A 21877-nucleotide genomic window follows, 5' to 3' on the forward strand; every position below is an offset into this window, starting at 1 on the left:
ACGCCCTCGCAGAGCGCCTCTTTCCACTATTTAAGGGAGGGGTTAATTATGGTTTGGAGAGAAGACAATGGGGTGTGAAGAGAGGCTTGAAGAAGAGGTTAGGGAGGAGACGTGGAGGAGGGCGGCGCTAAGCCTCTACTCGACCGAGGTCGAGGATAGGAGGAGGTCTAGGGGCGGGAAGAAGGGCAGGGTACACTATCGCGGCCTCTACGACGCAGTGTCTAGGATTAACTGGGACTTTACGCGCTTCGCGGCGCACGCGCTGAGCGTCGTGCCGGACGAGGCATACTCCAGGTTCGGCAGGCTGTTTGACATCGACGCGAGGAAGTACCTCCTGCTGAACGACGACGAGAAGCCGAGGGAGGGAGGCGCAGTTGTGGAGCTACGCGATAGGCTACAGGCAATCGTCGACGCTACCGAAGACGGCCTCAAAGTTGAGAGACACGGAAAGCACTGGCAAGTATACATACCTGGAGAAAACTGGCACGTCATCGCTTACAAGCCTACACATAACTGGATCATACTCATCCCGTTGAAAGGCTTCTGGGTTGAGTCAGAGTTTCCCAGGGTTCTAGTGAATACTCCGATCAGCGTTTTGCAGAGCCTGCAGAAAGGGTGGGTCTTAACGGATGTGACACCCCCTCATGGGCGCTACAGCTACGTACAATTCAGCACCACTCAACCGTGGCAGTTGCCAGCCACGCTCGCGGCCTTTCCTAGTGACAATATCTGCTTGGGCGTTACGGCGGGCGCACTCGGCAGTACCAAGCTAAGCATCGAGTGGAAGGTGCACGTCTATAGCTACGAGGAGGAGCTGGGCTGGGCCTCCGAACTCATCGGCGAGGTTAAACGTGCAGAGTTCCGCCAGCTTATCGATGCTTGCAGGGTGCTACAGGGAGACCCGGTCGCTCTACACACAGCCTTCCTGGGGGACGGCTACCTCGCCTTCTTCCTGAGGCTTCGGATGCTCTTCTTCAGTATTGGACACGAGATTTTCTACCTCCCAGCTGAGAGCGCTATAGTCAACGCTAGACTCGCCGTCGAGCTAGCACCAGAGTACACAAAGTTCGTCTCATTAGTGACGAAGTGTCCAAAGATTAAACACTTCTTGTTCGTCGGCTTCGGATTGCCGCAAAAGAGAGGTATGAGAGACGGTCAGAGAAAGACCCCGTTCTACGCCGAGATAGCGGGGGCTAGGCTACACCTAGTCTACATTTCTACGAGGAATCATGTCTACGCGAGGATCGCGGTCGACGATGCGCCTCAAGGCTGGGTGGAGGAGGCGCGCGCTCAGGGCTGGGACGTCCGGGTGGTTAACATGGGAAGCGAGGAGTACTACCAGGTTACACATGTCTCTTTGATGGAGCACGCGCGCTACGACGAAGCACTGCGGGAAACACTCCTCGCCTTCGCGAAGGCGAAAGCCGAGCAGTACCCCAAAGCCTGGGAACTCGTAGAGCGCCTCGAAAAGCTGGGGACAGGGCAGGAATAGGGTAAACCACCAGGGAAGCGGCGTCCGGCCCCCTTCTCCCGTTCTGCGTCGAAGGGTGTGCTAGTCCTAGGGTGTAGCGCGCGTGCTGTGCGCCCTTCGCGCGCTAAAGTTTATAGCGCGCGGCGCTACAGAGAGGGCGGGAGGTATGGCCACGTATACCGTGATCCCTGTGCTCCACAATACGAATAGCTCTCAGAGAGTAGCTGAGGTTGCCCGTATAGCATACGGGCTCGGATACAACACGCTCGTTCTCTCCAGGGTTTACGGCCCCGCGGCCCAGGTAGGCATCCCGGAGGCTCAGAAGCTAGCTCTTCGGCATAACTGCAACCTCATAGTCCTCTCAGACCTTCCCGAGGTCGTCGAGCTTCTCCGCCCCAACGTGATCCTAGTAGCCGTGCCGGGAAAGTACGGCGGGCGGGAGCTAAGCGAGGTTCTAAAGGAACTAGAAGGAAAGACCAGTGGAGGAGAGGCTTCCCGGATAGCTGTTGTGTTTGGAGGAGCAGAGCCGGGGCTAAGCCAGAAGGAGATGAAAACCGGCGAACTCGTACACCCGGACGGAGTAGAAGAAGATATAGGCTCAACGGGCGTCGCTGCCGTAACGCTTTACCTCGTTGCCCGCTGGCTTTCCCTTCTTCGCACGCGCGGGGCGACAACTAGGGAAGGCGTCTAGGAAGGGCTAACCGGTATTCAGGCAGTTTTTCGCCCGGCGGAACTTAGCGCGCAAGAAGGCAAACTAGACAAGCCTGATCCTAGTCACGGCTTTCTTGTTCTGCCAACTGTACCGGCGGATTCTCTTAGACCTCCCGAAACCGCAGTGGGCGCAGTAGCCTTTCCTCACGTTAAAGCTGTGGTGCCCGCATCGCCTGCAACGTATGTGGGTAATGTTCCTGCCGCGTTTACCGAAGGATGTGGTTCCCTTGACCATACCGGTTCACCTCACGGTGCCGGAGAGACCAGGATGACGTTGTCCCCCCTGACTATTATAGTTCCAAGCTGTCTTGTCCGCGTACCCCTTATTTCCTCTGCATTTTCGAGGACGAGGTTCAGGTGGTAATCGTAGCTCTTTAACTGTCCTCGGATCTCCCTCCCGCCTTTGAGCTTCACTAGGACGTTCTTTTCGAGTGACTCTGCGAGCACGGAGATCGTTCCCTCCTCCATTAGCTCTCACCAGTGCCTCATACTCTCTGCACCCCTACTTAAAAAGATTTTTCCGCGCGCGAAGAACGCGTAACCCGAGCGCGCGAGATTTATTAGTAAAGCCGGTGAAGTATGGGTTGTGGTTCAAGGAAGAGGAGGCACTTACGACTTGGTAAAGGTAAATTTCAGGGTTAGCATCGAGGACTATAATAAAATGCTTGAGCTCGTTAAGTCGGGGGAATACTCGTCGGTAAGCGAGCTTGTTAGACATGCCGTTGAACTACTAGTATCGGAGTACAAGAGCCTCGACGCTATGAAGGGATCTCGCTAGTCAGAGATTCGCGGGTATGCATCGACGCTGGAAGCTCCCGTAATTGGCGTGTAGCTCGTTGAACCTTTAGTGGACACGTGGCAACAAGTAGCTAAGAAGAGGCGGGTGTCTGTTCCTCTACTGTGCGGCGCGCGAGAGAGAAAATTTAAATACGAACAAACTTATCGCTCTGGGTTTGGGCGATGTCTTCGAAGGTATCCTTCAAAGTGGTGATCTCCGACCCTAAGACCGGGAAAGCCGAGCAAGTAGAGGTGAGCGGCGAGCAGGCTCTCAGACTCATCGGGCTGAAGATAGGCGATATAATCGACGGAGGGCTAGTAGGTAAGCCGGGGGTAAAGCTTCAGATACGCGGAGGCTCTGGGAGGGCCGGGGAGCCTATGCGCCCAGACATAGAGGGGGCGCGCAAGGGGTACTTCCTTCTCTCAGGACCTCCGGGTTATTGGCCTCGCGAGAAAGGCGAGAGGCGGAGAAGGTTCGTGAGGGGGAACGTTATCTCCGACGATATAGTTCAGATAAACACTGTGATAGTCTACGACGAGGAAAAAGCCCAGCAGGCTACCCCTCACGCGCGGGGCTAAAGACCATCGGAAAGTGAGGAGTAAGGATACGTAAACTTTTCGTCGAGCTTCTCTGACTTGCTTGTGCGCGTGGAAACTCAGGGAATTCCCTGGTTTACAAACACGGGAGAAATCTGAGACCGCGGTCCTCCCACGTTTACAAACCAAAGAAAAGGAGTTTTTACGCCAGCCCTAGCCCCCTGAGCTCCTCGATGCCCTCTTCCAGCTCTCTTGCTAGCTCTTCGTCTTCCTCGACTTGCGGGGTCGCGCTTCCCACGGATGCTAGAAACTCCTCTACTGCGTCTAATGCTTCGACGAGGCGCGCCTCGTAGAGGCGCGCGCCTAAGAGTGCTCGCCAAGAGCCGCGAAAGCGCGCCGATGGTTCGCACGATAATCCTCGAGCACGCCCTCGCAGGGGCGGCCCCCGTCCACTATTTAAGGACGGGTGATAGGTATGGGTAGAGGCATGACGGGGGGTGAAGAGGGCGAGGAGGTTGTTAGGGAGCTTGTCTACGAGAGGGCGGCTCAAAGCTTGTATGCCACCAGAACAGAGGATAAGAGGAGGTCCAGAGGTAAGAAGAAGAGGGGCGAGATACACTACGTGGGCCTCTTCGACGCGGTGACCGGGATTAACTGGGACTTTACCAGGTTTGCGGCGCACGCGCTGACCGTCGTGCCGGACGAAGTCTACCCGAGGTTTTACCGCTTCATAGACATCGACGCGAGGAAGTACCTCCTACTGGGAGACGACGAGAAGCCACGCGAAGGAAGCGCGGCGATGGAGCTACGCAATAGGCTACAAGCAATTGTCGATGCAACAGAAGACGGGCTTAGAGCTGAGAAGAAGGGTAAAGTCTGGCGCGTGTACGTGCCGCACGAGAACTGGTACGTAACTGTCTCGAGGCCCAGTACTCATAGCTGGTCCATACACGTCCCATTGGAGGGCTTCTGGACCGAGGCTAGTTTCCCGGAGGTTCTCGCGAGGACATCGCCAGACGTGCTTAGAAGCCTGCAGAGAGGGTGGCTTCTCACAGATGTCACTCCGCCACACGGACGCAACAGCGACGTAAATTTCAGTACCACTCAGCCATGGCAGTTGCCGGCAACGCTCGCCAACTTCCCGGGAGAAGTCAGGCTCGGCGTCACAGCAGGAGTCCTCGGCTCCACGAGGGCGAGCATTAAGTGGAAGGCCTACGTTCACGGTTACGCGGAGGAGCTGGGTTGGGCTTCCGAACTCATCGGCGAGGCGAAGCGCGCTGAGTACCGCAGGCTGGTCGACGAGTGCAGGGCGCTACGGGGAGACAGCGTAGCTCTTTTGACCGCCTTTTTGGGAGATGGTATGCTTGCTTTCTTTCTAAGGCTTCGGATGCTCTTCTTCAGGATAGGCAACGAGACTCTCTACCTCCCAGCTAAGAGCGCCATTGTCAACGTTCGCTTGGCTGTGGAAAGGGCTAGCGAGTACGTACGCTTTGTCTCGCTGGTCACGAAGAACCCGAAGATCCGGCACTTCCTGTTCGTCGGCTTCGGATTGCCGCAGAAGAGGGGTAAGAAGGGCGGGCAGAGAAACAGCCCATTCTACGCAAACATTGCAGGGGCTAGGCTACTTCTGGCCTACGTATCCAGTACTAACAACATCTACGCTAGGATCGTGGTTGATGCTGTGCCTCAAGGCTGGTACGAGCACGCGCTGGAGGAAGGCTGGGACGTGAGGATAGTTGCTTCGGGTACCTCTTCGGGTGGCAAGGAATACTACCAAGTGACGCAAAGCTCTCTCTTCGAGCACGCCCGCTACGACGCGGCTCTGCGGGAAACACTCCTCGCCTTCGCGAAAGCGAAAGCCGAGCAGTACCCCAAAGCCTGGGAACTCGTAGAGCGCCTCGAAAAGCTGGGGACAGAAGACTAAAGAGTAAGACCAGCAGGGAAAGGCGCCCGGCCCCCTTCTCCCACAAACATGCGTGAAGCTTAAATGCTTGTAAAACGTGGATTGCATTATGTCGAGTCCCAACGACGAGTCTGAAGCGCTGGAGTTTCCCCTACCAGACGGGCAGACAACCCTACTCTGCGTTATACAGCAACTTCTAGGCTTCGATAGGGCCAGAGTATTCTGTAGCGATGGAAAAGTTAGGCTCTGCAGAATACCCGGGAAGTTTAAGAAGAGGATGTGGATGAAAGTTGGCGACGTGGTTTTGGTTGCTCCTTGGGATTTCCAGCCCGAGAGAGGAGACATTATCTATAGGTACACGTCCAACGAGCTACAAAAGCTGGAGAAGAAAGGGCTTCTCAAGGAGCTCAAGGAGCTACTAGGGTAGCTCGTCATAGGAGGCTTTTCACCGTTGCAGCGAGGTCGGAGATAAGGCTCCTGGGAACGCCGGTATACCTTTTCACCTCTTTCCCCGCGGCGAACACTATGACTGTCGGTAGCCCGAGGACGTCGTACTCGGCGGCAACCTCCTTTTCGGTGTCAACGTTTACCTTCACGAAGCATACGGAGTCGTATCTTTCGAAGAGCTTTTCGACTCGAAGAAGCATGTCGTCAACAACTTTGCATGGTATGCACCAGTCTGCGTAGAAGTCCACGACTACCACCTTTTTCTCGGAAAGCAGGCCTTTTAGCTCCACGTGGCTAACGCTTGGCAAGCCGCGGCAGCTCATCTTATCATGCTAACGCGTTTAAACTGGCTTAAAAAGCTCGACGTCACGCACGCATAGGGGAGAGTTTTAGTACACGTAAACCTCTTGTTCAAAGTAGGATGGGCGTAAACCTTACTCCTCTGGTAAAGCCAAAGAAGATAGGTCTTCAAGGGGTACGCGGGAGGGTGCTCGCGGTAGACGCTTTGAACTCGGTGTACCAGTTCCTGGCTCTAGTAAGGGATGAACGCGGAATGTTGTTTACGAATTCGAGAGGCGAGGTAACGTCGCACCTCATCGGGTTGCTGTCCCGTTACTCGAGGCTCGCCTACGAGTACGACGCGAGCTTTATCTTCGTCTTCGATGGATCCCCTCACCCCCTAAAGGCAAGGGAGCTAGAAAAGAGGAAAAAACAAAGAGAGAAGGCTAAGCAGGAGTACGCGGAGCTTCTCTCGAAGGGTGACCTCAGGAAGGCCTTCTCGAAGGCTGTGGTCTCTGCCGAGGTCGACGACCGCATAGTTGAGAGCACAAAGAGGCTAGTTAGGCTCATGGGGTTCCCCGTTGTTGACGCGGTGCACGACGCTGAAGCTCAAGCCGCCTACCTCGTGAAAAGGGGGGAGGCCTGGGCTGTAAGCTCCATGGACTGGGACTCGTTGCTGTACGGTTCGCCGAGGCTCGTAAGGTACCTCACACTCACGGGGTTCGAGTGGCTTCCCAGCAAGCAAAAAGCGAGGAAACTCATTCCGGAACTAGTAACGTTAGAGGAGCTCCTAAGCGGGCACGGGATTACTCTGAGGCAACTCGTAGACATAGCCATACTCGTGGGGACAGACTACAACGAGGGCGTAAAAGGAGTTGGGCCTCTCCGGGCATTAAAGATGATTAAACGCTACGGATCGCTGGAAAACTTACCCGTTAGCGTACGGAGGCATCTCCCAGAGAACTACGAGGCCGTGAGGCAAATCTTTCTAAATCCTCCCTTAAACGAGAAATACTCCCTGAGTTTCTCGCCACCAGATAAAGAGGGTTTAATGAAGTTCCTGGTGGACGAGAACGACTTCTCGCCTAAGAGAGTAGAAGTGTACTTGAGGAGGCTCGAGGCCGCGTATGAGAGAAGGAAAGGCGGACTCACGAGGTTCCTCGCGTAGCGCGGGCTACACGCGAACCCAGCGCGTTGTCGCTTTAAAGAAAACGTTGCTTTTAATTGCTAAAATGTTAGGTGTCTACGGGGTTCGTTGTGGCGCTCTTCCGAGAGCTCGTCGAAGCCGCCGAAGCCGCTGGGAGGGTTTCCGGCAGAAAGGAGAAAGTACGCATTCTCTCAGAGTTCCTTGGGAGGCTTTCCCCGGAGGAGGCTTCCATTGCGGCTAGGTTCCTCGCGGGGCACGTCTTCCCTGAATACGATAACCGAGAACTGGGCGTCGGCTACTCACTTGTAAGAGAAGCGCTAAAGGTTCTCGATCAAAAGCCTCTTTTTCTCGTAGAACCTCAACCACCCGCGATCACCGAGGTTTACCGGCTACTCGAGCGGATTGCCGGCGTGAGCGGTGAGGGTAGCAGGGAAAAGAAGCTGAAGCTTCTTGAGGGGCTATTCTCGAGGTTAAGCAGGAAAGAGGTTGAGTACTTGCTTCGCATACTGTTCGGGGAGGTTAGGATAGGTGCCAGCACAGGGCTACTCCTAGAAGCCATATCTAGGCTATCGGGTGTGCCGTACGGAGACGTGCTTCACGCATACATGGTGCTGAGCGACGTGGGGGACGTCGCCTTCAAAGCACTGGAATCGCCTGCCGCGCTTGGAAAGGTGGACGTATCGCTGTTCCACCCTGTCAAGCCGATGCTTGCAGACATGGCTTACAATGTCGACGAGCTCTTCCAGGAGCATGGTAGCCCTCTCCACCTCGAGTACAAGTATGACGGGCTACGCGTACAGATTCACATGGGGAGGGGGAAGGTCAGAGTCTTTTCGAGGCGGCTCAGCGACATAACTGAGTACGTCCCAGACGTCGTGGAGCGCGCGGTGGAGGGGCTACACGTAGAGGAGGCGGTTGTTGACGGAGAAGCTGTAGCCGTAATTGGCGGTGCCCCAGTCCCTTTCCAGGAGTTGTTGCGAAGGGTTAGGCGGAAGAACGAGAGGGAAGACTTCCTCAAAAGCCTCCCCTTCGAGCTCCACCTCTTCGACGTGATATACCTTAACGGAAAGTCGCTAGTCAGAGAGCCTTACTCTACTAGGAGCCGGCTACTCCGCGAGATCGTCGTGTCAGAGGAAATCCTGGCGAAGAAGACCGTGGCGTATACACGCCAGGAAGCCTTGGAGTTCTACGAGTCCGCTGTAAGGAGCGGTAACGAGGGGGTGATGTCTAAGCGGCACTCCTCGGTGTATAAACCCGGGATACGTGGGAGCGACTGGCTGAAGTTGAAGTCCTTCGACACCATCGACTGCGTCATTATAGCCGCGGAGTGGGGGCACGGCAGGAGGAGCGGGTGGCTAAGCGACTACCACCTTGGAGTGTACGACGAGGAGAGCGGGAGGTTCCTCTCTGTAGGCAAAACGTTCAAAGGGCTGAGTGATGCGGAGTTCGAAGAGATGACGAAGCGGCTCTTACAGCTGAAGGTTAGGGAGGAGGGTTACGTCGTCTACGTGAAGCCCGAGATAGTGGTGGAGGTGGATTACAGCGAGATTCAGAGGAGTAAGCGGTACCCCTCGGGGTTCGCATTGAGATTCGCGCGCATTAGGCGTATACGCTTCGATAAGAGCCCCTACGAGGTTACAACCTTAAGGGAGCTCAGGGAAAGGTACTTGCGCTCCATACGCGCGAAGCGGTGGTCTCCGCAGTGAGGCTCGGAGTACGCCCTATAGCGGACGAAAGCCTAGGAGTAAGATCCATGAGTATCCTCGTAGAGACACCCGATGTGAAGATACTCTTCGATGCATCGAGCTCCCTCGCCCCGCGCAGGTACGGGCTTCCCCCTCACCCCGAGGAGTTCAAGGCGCAACTGAGGGTTAGGGAGGAGATCTTGAAGGCTGCGTCGAGGGCCGACGTGGTCACAGTGTCTCATTACCACAGGGACCACTACAGCCCGCCCTACGCCTCGCTCTACGAATGTCTACGCGAAAATGAGTACGAAGAAATCTACTCTGGGAAGGTGGTTGTCGCCAAGCACCCGGAGGAGCTCATCAATTACTCGCAGCGAAGGAGAGCTGAGGCTTTCCTGGAGGCTGTGAGGGGGAAGGCTAAAGAGATACACTTGCTGAACCAAGGCGTACTCCGGTTCGGCGGCACAGAGATCGAAGCGTTCACGGCGCGCCACGGGGAAAGCCTTGGCTACGTGCTTTGCTTCGTGGTTAGGGTCGACGGAAGCCCGTTTCTCGCGTTTCTGCCCGACGTGCAGGGACCGGTAGACGACGAGGTCGTCGAGAAGATACTGGCGTACGCGCCAGAATACGTGGTGGTCGGCGGTCCTCCTCTATACCTCTCCGAGCAGAAAGTATCCGGGGAGGCTGTGGAGAAGGGGTTAAGGAACCTGGTGAGGCTCTTCACCTTAACCCAGCGCGGCACTAGGGTGATAGTATCGCACCACATGCTACGGGACCCGGAGTGGAGGGACGCGTTGATTCAGAGAGGGGTGCACGAGGACGAAATAGAGACGTATAGCTCGCTTCTAGGCTTGCCCTTCACGGGCCTTGAAGCTTACAGGAAGCTGCTTTTCTCTTCGAATCCTCCGCCCAGCGACTACGAGAATCTCCTCGAGAAGTTCAAGGGTAAGAGGTGCGACCTTTTACTAGAATCGCTGGGCTTGCAGTAGTCATGCGTAGGCAACGGCCAACTATTCGAAGAGCATTCCCAGGTACTCCTCGACGTTGAACTCCTTAAGGTCCTCGATGCCCTGACCCGTCCCAACGTAGAGCAACGGCTTCTTCGTCACGTACACTACTGACAGCGCAGCACCACCCCTGATGTCCGCGTCGAACTTTGTCAGTATGCTTCCATCGAACCCGACCTCGCTGAAGAACGTTTTAGCTTGCTCTACGGCGTCGTTTCCCACAAGGGCGTCTCCAACAAACACCTTGAAGTCTGGAGAGGCCACTCTAGCTATCTTCTTCATTTCGTCCATAAGGTTCTTCTTTGTGTGCATTCTCCCCGCAGTATCTATGAGTACGACCTGGAAGTCGCCCTTCTCTCCTTTCTTCACAGCTTCGTAGGCCACAGCGGCGGGGTCAGCGTTGTAGCCCAGCGAGACAACTTCGGCGCCAGCCCTCGAAGCCCACTGGGAGACTTGCTCTATCGAGCCCGCCCTAAATGTATCGGCGGCAGCGATCGCTACTCTGTAGCCCTGCTTCCTAAACCTGTACGCAAGCTTAGCCACGGTGGTTGTTTTTCCGTGGCCGTTCGGCCCTAGGAAAAGTATTGAGAAGAAGCCCTTACCGGCTACCCCGCGTTTTACCAAGCCGTCGAGGTCCACGCTACCCGCCGAGAGAAAGACGTCCCTGATCAGTGCTCTGAGCTCGTCTAGCAAGGCCTTCCTCTTATCCGCGAACCTCCCAAGCTTCTTCCCGGAGATCCGCCCGGAGAGATCCGCTACAAGTGCCTCTGCAACCTCAAGCGCGACTCCTGCCTCGACGAGCCTCAACACGAATGCATCGGCGTGTCTTTTCAGTGTTTTCTCGTCTAGCTCAGTATACGCTACCTCCTCAATAATGGCGCTGAATACCTTACCAAGGCTAAGCTTAGGCATGACTGCTACCTAATGGAACTTTCAATCTCCCTTATCCTCGCTACTACCTTGTTCAAGTCGTTCATTCTCCTTTCGACAAGCTGGCTTAGCTCCTCCTTTCTCTTGTTCAGGAACTCTACGGCCTCGTCCAAGCTTTTCTCAACGAGTATATTCGAGCCTATCGCCACGAGGAATTTCTCCTGCCTCTTTATCGAAGCCCTCACATACACGCCGGCGGATACGGGAACCAGTATCTCCTTGCCATCCTCCAGCGAGCTTATATTCTTCAAGGCGAGGATCGCGGAGTCAACCTCCGCTATGAGAGTCTGCGCCAGCTGTATTTCGCGTTGAAGCTCCTCAGCAACCTGCGCCAGTACACTGTACTCCTCCGCTAACCTTTCCCGGGACTGCGCCAAGCCTTGCACCCCTACGCGTATACCACAATTTTATCGGTTCTCGAAAGCTCTTTAACGTAGTTATCCTTCACGTTCTCCGGCGGTACCTCGGTTACACTCTCCACTTTTATGTGGTTCCTTGTAACCTTGTGGCGCGATCCAAGCAAGCTGTAAGCACTTTCGAGAACCTCCCTCTCGCTCAGCCCTCTAAGGTAAAGCGTGAACTTTCTCCGCTCGCCGTACCGAAGCACCATGTATCCCTTAACCTCGAACGTCTTGACCTGAGCCATACCCTTTCGACCCCACGTATCGATGAGACCTTCCGCTCTTTTCTACGCTACTTACTTTTAAAGCTTTATGCGAGCGAGAAGCCTGAACTCGGAGAAAAGCTCCGCGGCAAACGAGTACCATGTGAACCGCATCGGGTCGCACTCAGGAAAAGGTGGTGGACCGGCCGGGATTCGAACCCGGGACCTCCGCCGCTCTCGGGATCGAAGCCCCTTTACGCGACCCTTGCAAGGGCGGTTTGAGTAAAAGGGGTTATCCTCCCACTAGACGACCGGCCCCCTGCAGAAGAGATTGATACCTCGGATAATTTAAGCTTTTCTCGCACGCAAGAAGGCGTCTGAGCGAGTATTCGACATAAGAGCGACGCGCGTCACATGAGTCTTAACTTTCGCTATATTCGTCGATGACGATTTACCCTTTTCATACTTCTTTACAACGGTCGACCTATGCACATCGCTGAAAGAAAAGCGTTTTCGGAATCCTGGGACGTAATCTCATCCGGTGGCGACACCTTGAAGGAGGGTTTCGTGCTCTTCGTGGACGAAGGCGAGGCATCTAAAAAAATACTCGAAGAACTAAAGAGCGATGGAAGGTGGACGGAAAACTTGAAGATAATCGATATCTCTAAGAGTAAGCTCAGAGGGTGGCTTCTTCTCGAGTATGGATCCGTGAAGACCCCGATGCTCGTCACGGGGAGCAATGTGATCAGCGGTTACGAGGAGGTTCTAAGCTTCTTGCGGAAACTAGTCGAGAGGTAACCCCGCGCATGCGCACGTCTAAAATATAAACTTTCTCATCCTTTTTCTCGGGAAGCTTATGAGGATAAGCGTGTATGCATGCTTCCTCGGGCTCTACTTCCTCGTTTTCTCGCTCATCGTCTACGTGATCCTCGGCGCAGAGTTTCTCGTCAGCGTACTGCAGCCAGGGAACGTGGCAAGGAGCATGCTCTGGGTACTACCTGCATACGTGGCTAACGCCTCCCCTGTAGTGTTCAGCAGGCTTGTGCGAAAAAGGTGGAGGCTTCACCCAATGGATTTTGGCTTAACATTCGTGGATGGGCAGAGGCTTCTCGGAGACAACAAGACATTCGAGGGGTTCCTAGGCGGTATGCTCTCAGGGGTTCTCGTGGGAATCCTTCTCGCCTACGCACGTTTCGTAGATGGGGTATCGGCTTTCCTACTCCCTCTCGGCGCCTTACTTGGTGACCTAGGAGGAGCATTCGTAAAACGGCGGCTTCGAATTAAACCCGGCGAGCCGGCAATCCTGCTCGACCAGCTCGATTTCGTAGCTGGGGCTTTAATCCTCCAGGGCTTGTTCTCAAAGCTACCCGCGGCGGAAGTAGTCGTCGCGGTGGTGCTCCTAACCCCCATCGTACACCTATTAACAAACATGGCCGCATTCGTCTTAGGGCTCAAAGACGTCCCTTGGTGAAAGAAAAAGAATTAAATGCACTGTCTTGTTTTATCTCACGCGGAGAAGTACGCGTGGCGTGCTCACAGGATGACAAAAATAGTAGAGCTAAATGAGTTAATGAAGAAGTACACGCAGGAGCTGTCGGATGCTTTACAGAGGAAAGACCTTGACTCCGCAATATCCCGTGAAATAGCGCTACTCGAGGCGCTTATAGCGGTTGCTAAGAACGAGATCATAAGCGTGATAAACGACCCCACTGTGAAGAACATAGCTGAAAGCTACGTGTTAAGCCACGAAAAAACGCTGTCGTACGCAAGGGGGGTTCTCGAGGGGCTTCGCTACGTGAGCCCTATATACGCCCTAGGGGAGAAGGAGCAGATAGTACACCTGCTTGCCTCTTCAGTCTCAGAACTTTTCTCGTTCATAATGGGTGCCCTCCTGATAGTCGCCTCGCTGAGCCCGCCTCAACAAGAACCTTTCGGCGTTGTTTAATGCGGTTCAAGCGTTAAGGGTGCGCTCAGCCATTTTTTTATGTAACACTGCTTGCCGGCTTAATCTCAACTACCTCTATCTCCATCCCGGGGGCTACTCCTATTTTCTCTCGAACTTCTTTCGGTATAGTGAACTGCCTGGAATCCGTGAACCTGGTTTTCAGCAACCTTGCTACAAAGCTTACCGTGGATGATGCATGGCGTATGGTGATCTCGGCGTACTCGATGTCCTGTATTCCAAGGCTTCGTACAAGTTGCGCCGGTACTAGTACCTGGTTGTTAGAGTATACTTTCACCTTGTAAGGAAGAGAGGTGATGTTGAGCCCGCGTGCCCCCCTTCTCCCTCCGCTGGACATAAACTTCCCTCAAAGTCTTGTTCATCATTACTTAAATTAATGTTTTTTGTAGCGTAAAAATGAAAACCGCATCGGAAAAACTCTTTCAGGGCTCTCCAATAGACCTAGCATCTTCTCTCTCGCGCGATCACCAACATATTTAAGGTTCGACGAAAACTCATGAGACGACGGGGCCCGTAGCGCAGTCAGGAAGCGCGGCGGCCTTCGGAGCCGTAGTGTGCCTTGAAGAGGCACGCGGACGTCCCGGGTTCAAGTCCCGGCGGGCCCGCCAAAGGGTTCGCGCGGAGCTCTTAGCTGGGCTCTCTTTTTCCCTGCGTCTGCGGGAGTTCCTCCTTCACTCCTTCAAGCATGGAGTAGAGTCTGAGCACTTCGTTAACTATGGATCGTGCAAGCGAGAACTTACGCTGATCTGTCTCTACCGCGTAGATGATTCTCCCCCGAGAAAACGCGTGTAAAATTACTATACCTCCCCCGCTGTAATCATCCACGCTTATGCTTCGATACTCTTCCTCTTCCGCCGGTAGCTCCAGCCTGATCCCCACCTTCATAACTCCAGACATCTATAGCCGTTGGGGTATATATTCCCGCGCATTACGCTGTCGCTAAGTTTATAAGAATGAAAACTCTTTCAAGAAGCACGACCCGCTGGACGGGGAAGACGCGGGTCTTTCACGCGCCGGGGTGGCCGAGCGGCCCAAGGCGGCGGATTCGCGCGAAAGCGCGGACGCAGTGCTAATCCGTTACCCGTTGAGGGTGCCCGGGTTCGAATCCCGGCCCCGGCGCCATGCCTCTTAGTCGAGCGGGCTTATCACGGGGATTTTTCCAAAGAACCCTACCTCGACTTCGTCGCCTTCCTCCGCTGGCGCGAGTATTAGTCTAAGGCCCAGGATTCTTCCCTTCAGCTTTTGAATCTCGCTGAGATCTAGTAGTATGTTCTCTAACACCTTGTCCTCCGTTGTGTCCGGAATTACGACCATATCGAGACCCGCCACGCAGTACGACGCGTAGTTTAGAAGGTGGCTAAACCTCAGTTGCCCAGTTTTCGCGAGCTCTTTGAGCCTGTTATCCTCTGCTAGTGGGAGCATTACCTCGTTGTACCCTACTGCGCGCGCCTCGTGTGCGAGGAGATTTATCCTGCGGTTAAGCTCCCGTATGGCTCGGATAGTGCCGGGGGACCCGAGGGTGGTCCCGGATACCTTCTCCACGAGTAGTGCAACGCTCTCGTCCTCCCACGGGCTCAGAGAGAAGTCAATCCCGAGAAAGCCCGGGAGGGTCTTCTCGGCGCGTGCTGCAAGCCCGGAAAACGTCTCGGAGACTTTGCTCAGAGGGTTTTCCGAGAGGAACTTTGGGTAAAGCAGGCTTAGAGAGACGCCTTCCACCGAGGTCGCCGTCGCCGGGAAGTACGGGGTTTGGATGAAGCCTCCGAAAGATACCGCGTAGCGAGCCGCCATGAGCGGAGACCTCTCCGACAACGCTTTGACCGTGGACACCAACGTGGCAGTGGAGTTGTCGTCGTATGTCGCCGAAGAGTAGAGCCTCTCGTAGCTATCCATAACGTCCGCCAGCACTTCGGGCGTTAAAGGGCGGCGCTGCGGGACCGCGACATAGTTGATTCCGCTAGGCTCTGCGGCTGAGTAGAGGGCGTGTACCGCTTTCTCAAAGCTCTCAGGTGGCACGGGGTTTGCCACGACCCTCTTGGTCCACACATCCACCCCAGTTGTCTCTGAGAAAGCTTTCACGGCCTCTGTAAAGGCGGCGAGCTTCTCTTCAAGAGAATCACCGCCCTTCTCTAGGTCTACGTGAAGCACCACCGCTCGTACCTTGAAGCCTGCACTTCTACGCAATTATGCCCACCTCTCTTAGGTGGTCCAGCAGGCTGTCGACGTCCTTGAATATTCGCGTCGTGTAGTACTCGAAGAACGGGGAGGCGGACTGATGCGGGAAAATGGCGAATACGTGCTTGTTGTGCGTGTACCCGTACTTGATCTCGCTCAGAACGCCCGGGGATAGAACGGTGGTCGGGTAAAAGACCACTATGATGTCGCTTTGGTTTATCAACTGGTAGTCGCGCACGACTATCTGGTCCCGTATGTCTTCGATCGCATCGTATATCTGGGAAACAGGCAAGGAGAACGTACGGCCGTCCATCTCGAACTCTACCTCCTTCTTGCCTGCCTTCTCGGCTTCGTAAGCCATGTCGATTAAAGGCGAGTCTTCCACCGATATGGGGTCGAACACCACTATTCCCGCCTCCTTAAGTCGCTTCTTTACCTCGTTCTTCTCTTCCAGGAAGTCCGGGTCCCCCTTCACGTGCGTAATGGGATAGCTCAGGTAAGCCTTCGGTGCGGGCCTCCTACCCTCCTTCTTAGCTCTTTCAACGTCAAATAGTACTTTTTTGAGCATTAGAGGGTCTTCTCTCCTTGGGAATATGTAGAAGGGTTTACGCTGGTACTCTGCCAGCAACCTAGTTATGAAAGCCTCTTCGTCTCTCCATATGAGCACCTCCTTTAGGGAAAGCTTCCCACGCCACGCCGACGAGGACTGCAAAGCCGCGTACACTAGATGCGCGTTATCGAGTACGTTCACGTACAGGTCCGGGGCTATCCTGTTCACATAGTAAAAGTTGAAGGCGTGTAAGAGGTGCTTCTTCCACCGGAAAGAAACATGTGTACTGATGGCGACAACCTGCTTCTGCCTTCTCAGCTCTTCCACGTCCCTCAGTATGTCCTCGAAGGTTGTAGCCCTCAGGTATTCCAATGCGAGAGGATCCATATCGAGTATCTTCCCATCGGGTATGACTACTCCGAGCTCCCTTGACTTGTCGTACATCCTCGTCCCGACGTCGATGACCTTTAACTCCGGAGCCTCGGAGGAAACCTCCTGTAGAACGCTTAGCCTCCCGCTACCGCTAATCCCCGTCACGAATGCAACGAGATCTGCCTGAGACATGGCAAGCTCCTAGAAAGCCGCGTCTACGCTAAGATAAAAACTATTCGCGCATAATTAACGCGTCGCCCCCATGTATGCGGGTAAAGCGTTGTTACTGCTGAGAGATCGTTTTCAGGGTTTTTTCTCCGTCGCTCGTAATCTTGTAGCCTATGAGGGGCTTCCCGCCTTCTACCAGTAGCGTGGGAACTAGGAGACGCTTCCCGGCTAGCTCGCTTATAGCCCTGCTGAAAACCTCCCTAGGAAGGTTCACCATCGAGACTAAGGACTCGTGGTCCGCCTCCCCTCCCAGAGACGCCAAAGTCCTCAACACCAGGAAGCTCTCCTGGCTCAGCCCCACAGACAGCGGTACTGGCGGTTGGAGAGCCACAGGTTGCTGAGGAACAGGCTTCGCATCCTCGGAGGTGGCGTGCGTACTTACTCTAGTCTGTACCGCTGGAAGCGCGCGTACAGGCTTCGGTGCTACCTCTACGACCACCGAGGGCCTTATCTTTACGGGTGCTGGTATTGCACCCTTCTCTTCGAGCTCTCTCCGTGCCTCCGCGTAGACCTCTTCGGGGTATACGTAGTACTTGTTGATAACGGTGAACACATCCCTCGTTTCCTTTATATTCTTCATTCTCATCCATTCGAGTACGAGCCTTCTACGTTCAATCTCGGAGTATAAATCCTCGACCCTTTTGCCGAGCTTCTCTGCGATGAAGCGTATATGGTGACTTTCGGATACCACAACGTGAACGTCTTTAACTGGATCCCACTTCACTATTTCCCGGTACTTCTCGTAGTCTTCGATCTCCCAGATGTGCTTGACTCTACGAGCGAACTTCCCGTCGGGGAGAATCGTCCTCTCGGAGAGAAGCGCTATGTTGAGCGACGGTATGTAGGACGGCGAGACGTTCATGGGCGGGCTTGTCAGCCTCTTTACGGCCCTATCCAGCGAGTCGGCGTGCATGGTCGACATGCCTCCGTGCCCTGTGGACATCGCTTGAAACAGTACGAAGGCCTCTTCGCCTCTGACTTCTCCGACTATTATGTAGTCGGGCCTGTACCTGAGGGAGACCTTTACAAGGTCGTAGAGCGTAATCTCCCCCACTTTCGATTCGCCTAGACCGTAGCTCTCCCTACTCACGAGCTGCACCCAGTTCTCGTGGGGGAGGTTGAGCTCTGGGGTTTCCTCTATCGTTACTATCTTGAAGCCGGGCTTGAAGAAGTTCGCTATCGCGTTGAGGAGCGTGGTCTTACCGGCGGCCGTTGCTCCTATCACCATGGCTGTCATCCTGTTCTCGATCATTAGCCACAGGTAGGCCGCGCTCCACGAGTCGAGGTTGCCCGAACTAATTATCTCGACTATCGAGAGAGGTTTCTCTCTGAACTTCCTAATGGTAAAAGTACTGCCTCGCGGCGATACCTCCTCTCCGTACGTCGCGGCCAGCCTGTGCCTACCCGGGAGCATCGCGTCGACTATCGGGAACGCCGCCGAGATATGCTTCCCGGCCATGTGGGCCAGCTTAACTATAAACTCTCTCAGGTAATCTCTGCTTCTAAACACGATGTTTGTCGGTATGCTTTCGTAGTCCCTGTGCCACACGTGTATAGCCCTATCTACACCGTCACAGCTTATATCCTCCAGCCTGTAGTCACGCATTAAGACCTCTATGGGACCATACCCGACCAGGTCCCTCTCGATGTAGTAGATGACCTTTTTCCAGCTCTCCTCGGATAGCCCTCTCACCGCGCTTCTATACTTCTCCGCGAGCCTTCTTGCCTCGGCCACAACGTGCTCCCGTAACTCGACGTCAAAAGAGGCGGGCGGTTCGAGCTCAACGCTTAGAATGTCTATAAGTTTATTGACAGCCTTCCTCTCAGCCTCGCTTAGCTGCACCTCTTCCACAAAGTAGGCACGCTGGTTGCCAGCTTCGGGAATCTCGACTATCTTCACCTTCGCGAAAGGCTCTACAACCCAGTACTCGTCGATAACCCTGTAGGACTCCTGGACCGGGAGCAGAACAACGGGCTCCTCCTTTTTCTCGGAGGTCTCCGCTATGGCTTTTTTCTCCTTCTTTTTCGCGGGTTTTTTCTTCTCCTGCTTAACCTTAACCTCGCTAGACACAGCTATCCAACTTCTCTGTTTTCAACCCCCTTATTAATCCCTCGCGCCGCGCGCAAAAAGCACACCTCGCGCGCATTACGACGCGCGCGAGCGCACACACGACTAAAACATTAAAAAGTTCGTAGTCTTTGACGCACCAGGTGTTAAGGAAATGGCTACAGTCGGTATTCTAGAATCGCTGTACGAGGCTCTCTCCGCGAGAGCCAGCGTTATCGCCGAGTTCACAGATTGGCTGGGCTTTCCCGTAAAGGTTTTCGAGCTCGGTGATAAGGATAAGCCTCCCGTCGTGCTGATAGGTGGGCTTGAGTGGGAGTGCCTCGCTTCCTCTGAGACCCTCTTGGAGGGCGTCCTGAGATACGAGGGTGACGTCCACGTCATAGTTATCCCATGCGTGAACCCTAGCTTTGCGCTGGGATTGGAGCCTGTTATGCAGCGGTTATTAGGCACGACTAATACGGCCGGCTTCGAGCTCCTAAAGGTCTTAGCAGAGGAGGGAAAGCTTATCTCCAGTCTTGAAAGCGCCAAGGTGTATGCCTACGGAAACCTTCTCGTCGTAGCCGTGGAAAACGCGTTGTCTATGAAAGACTTGGAAGGAATACTTCTAGGCGTCAAGGAGTACGTCCAGGAGGACTACCCGGTGCTCGTGGTGGGACGAGAGGGTATCTCGCTAGTCTCCTACGCCGAGGGACAGCTGAGCCCCGCGTTCTTATCCCCTCATCTACGCGAGGTCCTCGAGTGGATTAAATCCCTCGACCCTCTACTCGTAGTTCTGCTTCGCTGCTGCGACAAGGAAAAGAGCATTAGACTCCCAAGTTCGGCGTCGCCGAGCTTAGAGACGCTTGCAGGCATCGCAGGGCAGCATTTAGGTGGAAGCTTAGCGGTAACGCGCGGAGAAACTTTGGCGGAAAAGATAGGGCTCGTAGACGCACCCGTTGCCGAGATCTGCCTTTCAAAAGCAGAGGAAAAAAGAGACGACGTTATTTACGCCGTCCACGCCATACTCGGCTCCGCGTACCTTCTACGCTAGACCCGCGTTAGTGAACCTGGACCGCCTGTTCCTTTTCACGCGTCGGAGTCCAGTAGCCCGCGTAGTTCTCTATTCCGACTCCGCGCTCAATCGAGATTATTGTGACCTTCTTTGCCCTTAAGCGCTCCTTCAGTATCTCTAGCCCCTTCCAAGGATCTGTGTGCTCCCCGCAGGTAAACACGTCTACAGCCGCATACCCGTACTCTGGCCACGTGTGAATCGAAATGTGCGACTCCGCTACGAGAACATAGCCGCTTATTCCGTGAGGCTTGAACCTATAGAAGTCAAAGCCTACAACGGTGCTGTTAGAGGCGACAGCAGCGTCTAGAAGGGCAGACTTGACGACTTCGAGACTGTCGAGTAGCCTACCGTCGCACTCGAACATTTCCACGATCAGATGGCGGCCGACGCCTCCTAATCCCACCCCTCTGTTTCTTCCCGCCATTTCCGTGCACTGAAGAGTGCAGGGCTCAGTATTTAAGCATAGCGCACGCTTAACGTTCCTTTCGCGCGTTTTTCCGCGCGCGGAGGAGGGGGCCGGGCGCCTTCCCTGCTGGTTTATACCCTTAGCTTTCTTGCCCCAGCTCTTCGAGGCACGCCAGGTTCGTTGCATGTCTCCTCGCATCCTCGACAATCCTCTCTATGAGCCTCTCGAGCGCTCTACACGCTTGAGGATCCCCCTTGAACTTCTCGCGTTTAGCATAGAGAAAAGACAGGTAGACACAGTAAGCTTGTGGATGTACATGCGCAAACTCTAAAAGCTCCTCAGTGTAGGCACGCCATGCGCGGTACTCGTAAACTTTGCCGTTACGACACTTAATTTTAACTATGAACTCCTTCACCTTGAGTCCCTCTTTCTCAGCGAGTTCTGAAAAGTTGCGCGGAACTCTTTGTCTCTTGCCTTCATATACACGCGCCTCAAGCGTGAAACTATAGCGCGGGTCGCCTACGAGGTCAAGGTACATCTTTACACCGCTGACTTCTATATGCATTCTTGTAACATGGTTAGGCTTTCTGTCTGCAAGCACTTTAAGATACTCGTATTTTGGAACTTCAAGGAGCTCCAGCAGTTCTCCAAGTCCACTCCTGCGGACACTTTCAAGCATTCTTCTAGCAATCTCTACAGCTTTTTCGCCAGTAATGCAAATGTTTCTGTGTCCGACGATGAATTGTAGGCATGTACGTTCAAAACCGGGAAGCCCGCCGTCTCCGAAGTAAAGGAAAAGAAGCGTTATGTATTCGCGAGGATTTAGCCTACCCCTTTTCGCCCTTAATACAAACTTTCGGACATATGCACGCTTTGCTTTGCCTTTCAGGTTCCAGTTAAGTTTAATGGGTGCATCTAAATGCCAAGTGAATCTTAAAGTTTTCTCACCGATTGTCAGCGCTACTATTGCCAGCCTAAGCAATTCAAAGAAAGTTGCAATCGCGACGACTTGCCACTCCTGGTCTGTAGTTGCTTGTAATGTTTCCGGCTTGTAAGATGCATCTGATAACAACCAACCTTTAATGGCGCTTCGTCGCTCTCTACGTGTTAGTCTCGGTCCTTTAACGAAAGCTTTCAATGATACACCGTACAGCGGTAGTTTTGCGGTAAAATAGCCATTCGGAACTCTAGCAACTTGCACGTAAAAGTCTTTGCCTTTCGGATACACCCTCCAGGAAGTTTTCCCACTTTTATACACGACGTACTCTTGAGCTCTTGTGTACTCATCTAGGAACCTTTTAGCCTGCTCGTAGGCCTTGTCCAGTAGGATCAGCATGTAAATCGTTAAGATTGAGAGCCAAGGCCAGCGCTTCCTAAGCTTTCTAGCAACTCGTGCAAGGTACTCGTAGACTTCGAGATAACGCCTATCAATCTTTTCCATAGCTTCCTGAGCACGCCTTCTAGCTTCTCTCTCAACGGTCTCCCTGGTTTTCTCGTCCACCTCTAACTCGACCCTCATCCTCCCCGTCACGGCTCCATCTCCCTTCATGTACTCCTCAACCATATTTC

Annotated in this window: 26 protein-coding genes, 3 tRNA genes and 1 pseudogene; 15 read left to right on the forward strand and 15 right to left on the reverse strand. The window is 54.2% G+C overall.

What is annotated here, in order from left to right:
* Positions 1 to 67: 67 nt before the first annotated feature.
* Both TPEN_RS02145 and TPEN_RS02150 read left to right on the forward strand, forming a co-directional pair.
* Positions 68 to 1492 carry a hypothetical protein gene (locus TPEN_RS02145; RefSeq protein ID WP_011752092.1) on the forward strand — a complete coding sequence of 475 codons (1425 nt, stop codon included), beginning with the start codon at positions 68 to 70 and terminating at the stop codon, positions 1490 to 1492.
* A gap of 145 nt (positions 1493 to 1637) precedes the next feature.
* On the forward strand, positions 1638 to 2162 hold the full coding sequence (locus TPEN_RS02150) for a RecB-family nuclease (protein ID WP_011752093.1): 525 nt from the start codon (positions 1638 to 1640) through the stop codon (positions 2160 to 2162).
* A 63-nt stretch (positions 2163 to 2225) separates the two neighbouring features.
* Here the strand turns inward: TPEN_RS02150 and TPEN_RS09685 are convergent, their stop codons facing one another.
* Together TPEN_RS09685 and TPEN_RS02155 are read right to left on the reverse strand one after the other, a co-directional pair.
* Positions 2226 to 2417, reverse strand: a complete 192-nt coding sequence (locus tag TPEN_RS09685) for a 50S ribosomal protein L37e (protein WP_011752094.1) — start codon at positions 2415 to 2417, stop codon at positions 2226 to 2228.
* A gap of 11 nt (positions 2418 to 2428) precedes the next feature.
* Complete coding sequence (locus TPEN_RS02155) at positions 2429 to 2650, reverse strand: LSm family protein (RefSeq protein ID WP_011752095.1); 222 nt, start codon at positions 2648 to 2650, stop codon at positions 2429 to 2431.
* Between the two features lie 118 nt (positions 2651 to 2768).
* Between TPEN_RS02155 and TPEN_RS02160 the strand changes: the two genes are divergently transcribed.
* Both TPEN_RS02160 and TPEN_RS02165 read left to right on the forward strand, forming a co-directional pair.
* A complete protein-coding gene (locus TPEN_RS02160; RefSeq protein ID WP_052885033.1) occupies positions 2769 to 2960 on the forward strand; it encodes a ribbon-helix-helix domain-containing protein in 192 nt (63 codons plus the stop codon).
* A 182-nt stretch (positions 2961 to 3142) separates the two neighbouring features.
* On the forward strand, positions 3143 to 3538 hold the full coding sequence (locus tag TPEN_RS02165; RefSeq protein WP_011752096.1) for a 30S ribosomal protein S6e: 396 nt from the start codon (positions 3143 to 3145) through the stop codon (positions 3536 to 3538).
* A gap of 160 nt (positions 3539 to 3698) precedes the next feature.
* On the opposite strand, the pseudogene TPEN_RS09690 reads toward TPEN_RS02165, so the two are convergent.
* Positions 3699 to 3906, reverse strand: a pseudogene (locus TPEN_RS09690) (hypothetical protein).
* 65 nt (positions 3907 to 3971) lie between these two features.
* On the opposite strand from TPEN_RS09690, the gene TPEN_RS02170 reads away from it, so the two are divergent.
* Together TPEN_RS02170 and TPEN_RS02175 are read left to right on the forward strand one after the other, a co-directional pair.
* On the forward strand, positions 3972 to 5420 hold the full coding sequence (locus tag TPEN_RS02170) for a hypothetical protein (RefSeq protein WP_011752097.1): 1449 nt from the start codon (positions 3972 to 3974) through the stop codon (positions 5418 to 5420).
* An 88-nt stretch (positions 5421 to 5508) separates the two neighbouring features.
* On the forward strand, positions 5509 to 5826 hold the full coding sequence (locus TPEN_RS02175; protein WP_011752098.1) for a translation initiation factor aIF-1A: 318 nt from the start codon (positions 5509 to 5511) through the stop codon (positions 5824 to 5826).
* A 4-nt stretch (positions 5827 to 5830) separates the two neighbouring features.
* Here the strand turns inward: TPEN_RS02175 and TPEN_RS02180 are convergent, their stop codons facing one another.
* Positions 5831 to 6169, reverse strand: a complete 339-nt coding sequence (locus TPEN_RS02180) for a thioredoxin family protein (RefSeq protein WP_011752099.1) — start codon at positions 6167 to 6169, stop codon at positions 5831 to 5833.
* A gap of 98 nt (positions 6170 to 6267) precedes the next feature.
* On the opposite strand from TPEN_RS02180, the gene fen reads away from it, so the two are divergent.
* From fen to TPEN_RS02195, 3 genes are all read left to right on the forward strand, one after another.
* Positions 6268 to 7293, forward strand: a complete 1026-nt coding sequence (fen, locus tag TPEN_RS02185; protein WP_011752100.1) for a flap endonuclease-1 — start codon at positions 6268 to 6270, stop codon at positions 7291 to 7293.
* 71 nt (positions 7294 to 7364) lie between these two features.
* Positions 7365 to 8978: an ATP-dependent DNA ligase gene (locus TPEN_RS02190; RefSeq protein ID WP_052885035.1), complete on the forward strand. Its 1614-nt coding sequence runs from the start codon at positions 7365 to 7367 to the stop codon at positions 8976 to 8978.
* Positions 8963 to 9946 (forward strand): MBL fold metallo-hydrolase, encoded by a 984-nt coding sequence (locus TPEN_RS02195; RefSeq protein WP_148677894.1) that lies wholly within the window; start codon positions 8963 to 8965, stop codon positions 9944 to 9946. The genes TPEN_RS02190 and TPEN_RS02195 overlap by 16 nt, the downstream gene beginning before the upstream one ends.
* 21 nt (positions 9947 to 9967) lie before the next feature.
* Here TPEN_RS02195 and ftsY read toward each other — a convergent pair whose 3' ends face one another.
* The 4 genes from ftsY to TPEN_RS02215 form a co-directional block, all read right to left on the reverse strand.
* Positions 9968 to 10876: a signal recognition particle-docking protein FtsY gene (gene ftsY, locus TPEN_RS02200; RefSeq protein ID WP_011752103.1), complete on the reverse strand. Its 909-nt coding sequence runs from the start codon at positions 10874 to 10876 to the stop codon at positions 9968 to 9970.
* Between the two features lie 5 nt (positions 10877 to 10881).
* A complete protein-coding gene (gene pfdA / locus TPEN_RS02205; RefSeq protein WP_052885036.1) occupies positions 10882 to 11280 on the reverse strand; it encodes a prefoldin subunit alpha in 399 nt (132 codons plus the stop codon).
* Between the two features lie 2 nt (positions 11281 to 11282).
* The gene (gene rpl18a / locus TPEN_RS02210; RefSeq protein WP_011752105.1) at positions 11283 to 11540 is read right to left on the reverse strand and encodes a 50S ribosomal protein L18Ae; all 258 of its coding nucleotides are present in this window, start codon (positions 11538 to 11540) and stop codon (positions 11283 to 11285) included.
* A 153-nt stretch (positions 11541 to 11693) separates the two neighbouring features.
* Positions 11694 to 11816: transfer RNA gene (locus tag TPEN_RS02215), tRNA-Ala, on the reverse strand.
* Between the two features lie 234 nt (positions 11817 to 12050).
* Here TPEN_RS02215 and TPEN_RS02220 point away from each other — a divergent pair.
* The 3 genes from TPEN_RS02220 (at position 12051) to TPEN_RS02230 (ending at position 13443) form a co-directional block, all read left to right on the forward strand.
* A complete protein-coding gene (locus TPEN_RS02220; RefSeq protein ID WP_148677896.1) occupies positions 12051 to 12296 on the forward strand; it encodes a hypothetical protein in 246 nt (81 codons plus the stop codon).
* A gap of 58 nt (positions 12297 to 12354) precedes the next feature.
* Complete coding sequence (locus tag TPEN_RS02225; protein ID WP_011752107.1) at positions 12355 to 12969, forward strand: CDP-2,3-bis-(O-geranylgeranyl)-sn-glycerol synthase; 615 nt, start codon at positions 12355 to 12357, stop codon at positions 12967 to 12969.
* 69 nt (positions 12970 to 13038) lie between these two features.
* Positions 13039 to 13443: a hypothetical protein gene (locus TPEN_RS02230; RefSeq protein ID WP_052885037.1), complete on the forward strand. Its 405-nt coding sequence runs from the start codon at positions 13039 to 13041 to the stop codon at positions 13441 to 13443.
* Positions 13444 to 13480: 37 nt separating this feature from the next.
* Here the strand turns inward: TPEN_RS02230 and TPEN_RS02235 are convergent, their stop codons facing one another.
* Complete coding sequence (locus tag TPEN_RS02235) at positions 13481 to 13798, reverse strand: AbrB/MazE/SpoVT family DNA-binding domain-containing protein (RefSeq protein ID WP_011752109.1); 318 nt, start codon at positions 13796 to 13798, stop codon at positions 13481 to 13483.
* A 170-nt stretch (positions 13799 to 13968) separates the two neighbouring features.
* On the opposite strand from TPEN_RS02235, the gene TPEN_RS02240 reads away from it, so the two are divergent.
* Positions 13969 to 14069: transfer RNA gene (locus TPEN_RS02240), tRNA-Arg, on the forward strand.
* Positions 14070 to 14088: 19 nt separating this feature from the next.
* On the opposite strand, the gene TPEN_RS02245 is transcribed toward TPEN_RS02240, so the two are convergent.
* Positions 14089 to 14358, reverse strand: coding sequence for a hypothetical protein (locus TPEN_RS02245; protein ID WP_011752110.1), 270 nt, complete (start codon positions 14356 to 14358; stop codon positions 14089 to 14091).
* Between the two features lie 115 nt (positions 14359 to 14473).
* Between TPEN_RS02245 and TPEN_RS02250 the strand changes: the two genes are divergently transcribed.
* A tRNA-Ala gene (locus TPEN_RS02250) sits at positions 14474 to 14583 on the forward strand.
* A 6-nt stretch (positions 14584 to 14589) separates the two neighbouring features.
* Here the strand turns inward: TPEN_RS02250 and TPEN_RS02255 are convergent.
* The 3 genes from TPEN_RS02255 to TPEN_RS02265 form a co-directional block, all read right to left on the reverse strand.
* Positions 14590 to 15642 (reverse strand): DUF711 family protein, encoded by a 1053-nt coding sequence (locus TPEN_RS02255; RefSeq protein ID WP_011752111.1) that lies wholly within the window; start codon positions 15640 to 15642, stop codon positions 14590 to 14592.
* Positions 15635 to 16747: a hypothetical protein gene (locus tag TPEN_RS02260; protein WP_011752112.1), complete on the reverse strand. Its 1113-nt coding sequence runs from the start codon at positions 16745 to 16747 to the stop codon at positions 15635 to 15637. Before TPEN_RS02260 ends, TPEN_RS02255 begins: the two co-directional genes overlap by 8 nt.
* Before the next feature lie 91 nt (positions 16748 to 16838).
* Positions 16839 to 18854: a type II/IV secretion system ATPase subunit gene (locus TPEN_RS02265; RefSeq protein WP_011752113.1), complete on the reverse strand. Its 2016-nt coding sequence runs from the start codon at positions 18852 to 18854 to the stop codon at positions 16839 to 16841.
* A gap of 151 nt (positions 18855 to 19005) precedes the next feature.
* On the opposite strand from TPEN_RS02265, the gene TPEN_RS02270 reads away from it, so the two are divergent.
* Positions 19006 to 19881 carry a M14 family metallopeptidase gene (locus tag TPEN_RS02270; protein ID WP_011752114.1) on the forward strand — a complete coding sequence of 292 codons (876 nt, stop codon included), beginning with the start codon at positions 19006 to 19008 and terminating at the stop codon, positions 19879 to 19881.
* Positions 19882 to 19888: 7 nt separating this feature from the next.
* Here TPEN_RS02270 and speD read toward each other — a convergent pair whose 3' ends face one another.
* Together speD and TPEN_RS02280 are read right to left on the reverse strand one after the other, a co-directional pair.
* A complete protein-coding gene (gene speD / locus TPEN_RS02275; RefSeq protein ID WP_052885040.1) occupies positions 19889 to 20326 on the reverse strand; it encodes an adenosylmethionine decarboxylase in 438 nt (145 codons plus the stop codon).
* 121 nt (positions 20327 to 20447) lie between these two features.
* Positions 20448 to 21872: a hypothetical protein gene (locus TPEN_RS02280; protein WP_011752116.1), complete on the reverse strand. Its 1425-nt coding sequence runs from the start codon at positions 21870 to 21872 to the stop codon at positions 20448 to 20450.
* Positions 21873 to 21877: the final 5 nt, after the last annotated feature.

It is taken from the genome of Thermofilum pendens Hrk 5, from assembly GCF_000015225.1.
Classification (GTDB): Archaea; Thermoproteota; Thermoprotei; order Thermofilales; family Thermofilaceae; genus Thermofilum; species Thermofilum pendens.